The 6,464-nt window shown below is 56.5% G+C and carries 4 protein-coding genes; 1 reads left to right on the forward strand and 3 read right to left on the reverse strand.

Going from position 1 to position 6,464, the window contains the following annotated elements:
* Window positions 1-1,632: toprim domain-containing protein (locus K8V32_RS07455; protein WP_303905238.1), on the forward strand; the 1,632-nt coding region annotated here is incomplete at its 5' end.
* Here the strand turns inward: K8V32_RS07455 and K8V32_RS07460 are convergent.
* The 3 genes from K8V32_RS07460 to K8V32_RS07470 are packed head-to-tail and all read right to left on the reverse strand — an operon-like array spanning window position 1,629 to window position 6,453.
* The gene (locus K8V32_RS07460) at window positions 1,629-2,648 is read right to left on the reverse strand and encodes an NAD-dependent epimerase/dehydratase family protein (protein WP_303905241.1); all 1,020 of its coding nucleotides are present in this window, start codon (window positions 2,646-2,648) and stop codon (window positions 1,629-1,631) included. The two genes, K8V32_RS07455 and K8V32_RS07460, sit on opposite strands and share 4 nt — an antisense overlap.
* A gap of 5 nt (window positions 2,649-2,653) precedes the next feature.
* Window positions 2,654-5,455 carry an alpha/beta fold hydrolase gene (locus K8V32_RS07465; protein ID WP_369681050.1) on the reverse strand — a complete coding sequence of 934 codons (2,802 nt, stop codon included), beginning with the start codon at window positions 5,453-5,455 and terminating at the stop codon, window positions 2,654-2,656.
* Window positions 5,452-6,453 (reverse strand): 3-oxoacyl-ACP synthase III, encoded by a 1,002-nt coding sequence (locus K8V32_RS07470; RefSeq protein WP_303905247.1) that lies wholly within the window; start codon window positions 6,451-6,453, stop codon window positions 5,452-5,454. Before K8V32_RS07470 ends, K8V32_RS07465 begins: the two co-directional genes overlap by 4 nt.
* Window positions 6,454-6,464 lie beyond the last annotated feature (11 nt).

Genomic DNA, 6,464 nt, shown 5'->3' on the forward strand with positions numbered 1-6,464 from the left:
AAACCTCGACCTGAGGCTGCCTTTACCCCGTTGAAGTCAGGATCTGAAGTTGACGTTGTTGGTAAAGCCAAGCGCGGGTTAACCGGCACCAAGATCAGGTATTGGGCTGATTCACAGATTTTCACCCCCGAGGCCCGTTTCCTCTATGAAGAATTAGAACAACGCGCACGTCAGACAGCATTCTTGGTACCAGGACTGCGCATCACTATTCGGGACGAACGTAGCATTGCGGATCCAGCCAGTGATGGTCAACCCCGAGAAGAAGTCTTCCAATACGACGGGGGCATCGCTGAATTCGTTGATCATCTGTCCCAGCTGAATCCGGTAACGGATGTCTGGCGTCTGCATGGCGAAGGTAACTTTAGCGAACGGATACCTGTCTTAGACAGCTCAGGACAGGCCCAAATGCAAGATGTCGAACGTACCTGTGAAGTTGACGTTGCCCTACGGTGGGACGTTGGCTACGATACGAAAATTCGAAGCTTTGTGAACATCATCGCCACTCCAAAGGGTGGCTCTCACATGACTGGCTTTGAACAAGCCCTGACCAGAGTATTCCGCAAGACCGTCGAAACGAATGCCCGTCGCTTGAAAGCAGGCAACGACCGGGTCGAAAAGGATGATATCCTCGCCGGTCTGACTGCTATCGTGACCGTGCGTTTGTCAGAACCCCAGTTTGAAGGACAGACCAAAGAAGTCCTGGGCACACCGGCGGCTCGTAAGATTGTCTCGAAAGTAGTTGGTGATCAGCTCACTGAGATCTTGGCGTCACGCAAACGTGATGTCAAACAGCAGGTCGACAGTTTGCTAGAAAAGATTGTCGCTGAGATGAAGTCGCGTATCATGGCGCGTACAGCTAAAGAAACCCAGCGACGAAAGACCGCGTTAGAAACTTCTGCGCTGCCAGCAAAACTCGCTGACTGCCGATCGGATGACATTCAGAACACTGAACTGTTCATTGTTGAAGGGGATTCAGCGCTGGGGACGGCCAAGCTTGCCCGGTCCTCGGATTATCAAGCGTTGTTGCCCATTCGAGGCAAAATCCTCAACGTTCAGAAAGCCTCCGTTGGAGAGATGCTCAATAATGCCGAGGCATCAGCACTCATCCAGGTCGTTGGTGGGGGATCTGGACGAAGTTTTGATCTTGAGTCTGCGCGGTATGGCAAAGTCATTTTAATGACCGATGCCGATGTTGACGGCGCACACATTCGGACGCTATTACTCACACTGTTTTTCCGTTACATGCGCCCCATGGTCGAAGCCGGGCGCGTGTACGCAGCTGTGCCACCCTTGCACAGGATTGAGGTCATCAACCCTGGTTCAAAACCCAACGAGGTCATTTACACCTATTCTGAACAAGAGCTGCACACGCGTCTGAGCCAGCTTGAAGCTGAGGAACGAAAGATCAAAGAACCTATTCAGCGGTATAAGGGGCTGGGCGAGATGGACGCCGAACAGCTAGCTGAAACCACAATGGACCCACAGCACCGCACCTTACGACGGGTCAACATTGATGAACTTGAGAAGGCTGAGGAGATCTTTGAACTACTCATGGGACGACACGTGGCACCCCGTCGAGATTTCATTATTTCAGGGGCCGAAGAGCTCGACCGACAAGAAATCGATGCCTAGCGCTGGTAGTACTGCGCGGTGAGGCGGAAACCCTCTTCTAAAGAGATCCGCGGTTTCCAATCCAGTACTTGCTGTGTTCGGCGCTGATCGAACCAATGTGCTGTCGACATCTGTTCAGCCAGAAAACGTGTTAGTGGGGGTTCATCCCCACGCTTTTCAGCATTCCAAAATGATTCGATGACACTACCTGCGGTCTTCGCCAGTCCGGAAGGCAAATTCAGCGTCGGTTCATGCGCCCCGCCGGCGGTAGCAATGCGACGAAGCATCTCACCAATAGGTCGGGGCTGTCCATTGGTCAAAACCAGGGCCTCACCGTGAGTGCGGTGCACCGCCGTAAGACCCGCCACGACCGCTTCGACAGCGTTGACCAGGAATAATGTATCAACGAGTGCGGTGCCACCATCCAGTAGTGGCAAGCGATGCCGTCGTGCCCGGTCAATTATTCGTTCCGTAAGTTGGGTGTCGCCGGGACCCCACATCAGATGTGGTCGCAGCACCAGGACCCGAAAATCATCGGAATCTGCTGCTAGCGCGAGCAATTCTCCTGCCGCTTTGGTCATAGCATAATGACCACGTGCGGCTTCTGGGTTAGCTGGGCCAGCCCCTTCGCCAATGATCGAGGCGCCACTGTGTGCCACGGAGGGCGATGAGATGTGTACCCACCGGGAAACACCTGCCTGCTGGGCTGCTGATAACAGAGTGCGGGTGCCTCCGATATTGACGTGTTCATATTCCTCACGCGGCCCAGAGACTGAGACTTTTGCGGCGATATGAACCACGGAGTCCGCGTCGGCTACGGCTCGTGCCACCGCATTGGGATCGGTGACTGATCCTCGAATTTCTTGGACACCATCAAGACCGGACGCTGAGCGCTGCAGCACGGTCACATCGGCTCCCGCTTGGACTAGTGCACGGGCGACTCCGGAGCCCAAAACGCCCGATGCGCCGGTCACTAAGACCCGCGATCCGGCAAAGTCGTCGGTGTGATACTCAAAATCCACGGCTGCAGTTGGCATTAGCGCTACGTCACCTTTCCACCGGCCAGGACCCGCGACGCCCATTGAGCAAGCGCTGGACGGTTGATCTTAGAGTTGTGTCGAATATCGACCGGAACATTGTCTGTGATCAGGACCGCTGCGATATCAATATTGGTCGTGCCTCGTACTGCATCGGTCAGCTCCGTGGGAGCAAGTCCTGGCTTCAGTGTCGAATCTGTGGGTTCAATGACGGCCACCACTGCTTGGGTTCCGACCGGACCCACACCGACGATGGCAACCCGTCGTACTTCCGGTAAGCGTTGGATGTCGTCTTCTGGGCCACCGGGACCAAGGGCTCCGGTCGGGGGTGTCACAATGTGATAGGTGCGCCCTTCGATCCAGAGGCGCCCGGCAGCATCAAAATGGCCGATATCGCCGGTACGGTGCCACTGCAAACCATCGACGTCGTCGACGCGGGTTTGACGGTTGGTGTTGTAGAGCTTGTCATATCCTGCCAACATGTGTGGCGTGGAGATGACAATTTCGGAGAGTTGCCCGACAGCGTCGCCTGGTTCCAGGAGTTCGTCGGCGGGACGTCCCAGGAAGTCCAATGGGGCCATGGCAACTCTGACGACGTCAAGCGGTTTGCCCACACAGACGCCGCGATCTGGTTGGTCGGCGATGGCATGCTGGGTGTGATGATCGATGTCGGTGACCAGCAACGATTCAGTCATCCCGTAGGGGGAGTGGAATTCGGCATGCGGTACCAGCTGTAATACATCGTCCATCAACTGGACGGGAACCGGTGCTCCGGCGGAGAGCAGCATGGAAATTTTTTCTAGGGCTTTGTGGTGTTCGGCGGTCAGCTCATTGGCGGTGTCGACCACATTGTGCAATGCTGCAGGCGAGGCGAAGATCATGGTGGTGTCTCCTGCGATCGCAGCATCGGCAAGCGCAGTTGCGGTGAGGGTCGCCGGTTTTGTGACGGACATTTTGGGAGTCACAGATGTTGCACCGATGGCCGGACCTAGCAGCGCGAATGGCGCAAATCCGGCGAGCAGGCTTGATCCTGGAGCCACCTTGAGCGTGTGCTGTAACAGCTGGGTCAACGCCGAGAGTTTTTGGTGAGTATAGCGCACGCCTTTTGCGGGACCGGTGGAGCCAGATGTGAATAACACGGCCGCTTCTGCTGACGGTTCAGGGTCAGGATGGGTCTCGGTAGGTTGGTAACGCTGGCCGGCATATTCGGTGGCGAAGCGATACAAGGAACCGGACAGTCCTAGTGCTCGGTGAGCCAGCGGGTCCATGGTGTGGACACTGAGACGCTTACCCGGCAAGTTGGTGGCTCGAGCTAGGCTAAGCCCCGGAGTTTGGCCGATGATCCACGAAGGGGCAGCCGAACGGATGGCGCGGGTCATGCCCTTGATACCGAGACCCGCATCAGTGACCACCGCGACGCCGCCTACTCGCAGCACGGCATATAGAGCAGCGGTGAGATCACGCCCGGGCTCGACCAGCATGGAAACACGGTCTCCAGGGCGCATACCGGCCTTTCGCAGGCCGATGGCCATGGCATTGACAATTTCAGCAAGTTTTGCCCAGCTGACCTCAAAGGGATTGCCGCCGCGATCGGTCACGGTCATGTCGACCATGGCCGTTGTTGAGGAGTCAGCCCACCGATCCAGGTATGTCCACAGTGGGCAATAGGTACCAACTGCTACAGATCCCTTAGTGGATGTTGGATCCGGGGTGATGGCGCCGGGACCGTCAAGTTGTTGCTGGATCCAACCGAAGATGGGTTCGACAATATCGCGGTCCTCAGCCAGCAGGTGTCCAGCGTTATTATAACGATGAATATCGATGTGTTGGATGCGTTGTAATAAGTCGAGTTGATACCGGTCGAGGAACACGGGATCTTTGGCACCCCATAACAATAGTGCTGGGGTCGGGGTGTTTGCCAGGTTGTCGGCTACGCGCCGCAAGGCGGGTCGTGAGCGGTGGCTCTCTTGCGCCGGGATGTCAGCAACGAATCCGCCAATGCCGCCTCGACGGCTTCGGTGACGATAGGGGGCTTTATACGCGGTTTTAATAGTTCGGTCCAGCGGCGGAGTGCCCAGTGCTAGCGTGGTGTCTAAGAATGCGGAGGTGGCCACCGTTGAACCAGGCAGGAGCGGTCCGGCCAAGGCTGCCTGTAATGGTGCTGGGATGGGATCTGCTTCATCATGCCAGACCGCGGTGTTCAGCGAGATCATCCCGGTCGGTGTGAGTCCAGAACCTGCCTGTCGGAGTTGATCATCGGCTGCCCAACCTAAGGAAACGACGCCGCCCCAGTCATGGCCAAGGCTGAAAATTGGGGGTGTTGGGCTCGTACCTAACAGGGTTGCCAACAGGGCATCTAGATCGTTGATGCGTTGATCAAGTGTGCGATAGGTGGTGGTGGCGCCTGCAGCGGAAGGCAACGCTTCATGCGTCAGACGTTCAGAAAAGCCCATGTCGAGCTGGTCAGGGGCGATGACCCGAATGACCGGGGCTTTCGGCGCGCCGGGGCCAAGGTTTAAGTTGCCCTGTGCTGCGTCAATTCCAGCCTGGGCCACCTTGCGCCACAAATAGGACCAGGTGGGGTTGCCATGGACCGCAACGATGATGGCATCTACGTCATCGGAGCCATACCCGTGATCTGCTAAGACGTCAGCATTATCTAAGACATGGAACCTACGGGTGCCGTCGAAGGTTTGAACGTCAACGAGTCGTGACCACCGAGGATCCCACCCCGGCAGGTCTTCAGGAGCAATAATTGCATGTGGAAAGTGCGCCGGTTCTGCGGAGATCATGGGGGAAGAGGTCACCACTCTATTTCTAACATTGCCACGTTGAGTCCGGATCCTACACCCATGGTGAGAATACGATCCCCTACTTTGAGGGAGTCGAGTTCTCGAGCCAAGGTAATGGGCAGGGCAGCCGGGCCGATATTGCCCAGTTGTGGGAAGGTTATTGGAATCCTTGTGCGGTCGATGCCAGCGGAATCGATGATCGCATCGGTATGCATTTGCGATACTTGGTGGGTGATGTAGCGATCCATGCTGCGCCAGTTCCAGTCGGCTGGGGTATCGTTCCAGGCATCCATGACAAGTTCGAGACCATTTTCTAACAGGGCACCAGAATCGGTGTACATCCCATCGTGACCACCTTGGCACAGCCCGTGGTGTTGCGTTCCGGCGCGGGTAACTCCGCGCAGAATTTTGTGGCCTTCAGGGTGCTGGTCAGCCCGACCCAATACTACGGCAGCTGCTCCAGAGCCCAGGGTAAGGGAAGCGAATTGCTGCATGAAATTATCACGAGTGGTCTGATCGCTTAGCAGGTTTTTGACGGTTGATTCTTGAACATTTTTTGCATCTTCACCGGCAACCACCACGGCGTAGTCAATTTGGCCTGCATCAATCAGGGTCGCTGCTAGATCCATGCCATTGACAAAACCAAGGCAAGCATTGGTGATATCGAAGTTGGTAGCCCATGGCGCCAGGCCCATCGTGTTGTGGATTTGTACCGAGACAGCGGGTTCAAGCTGGGTGCGAGTCACCGAGGTGTTGATGAGTAGTCCTACAGCGTCAGGAGAGACTCCGGCCTCGGCCAGGGCTTTGACCCCGGCTTGGGCTGCACCGTGGACGTAGTCTTCCGGACCTTCCCACATGCGACGGGCCGTGACCCCTGCGACACGTTCTAAAAGCCGTTTTGGAAGGCGGAGGCGTTTGAGCACGGCCGCGAGTCGTTCGTCGAGCATATCCGATGTGACTTCTAGCGGGGCGGTCACTTCGACCACAGAGAGTAAAGCCGCGTTGTGGTGAATTGAAACCGCAT

The organism is Enteractinococcus helveticum, assembly GCF_020742345.1.
Taxonomy (GTDB): domain Bacteria; phylum Actinomycetota; class Actinomycetes; order Actinomycetales; family Micrococcaceae; genus Yaniella; species Yaniella helvetica_A.

Coding starts and splice junctions, on each gene's coding strand:
- K8V32_RS07460 (WP_303905241.1), bottom strand. CDS start 2,648: ATGCCAACTGCAGCCGTGGATTTTGAGTATCACACCGACGACTTTGCC.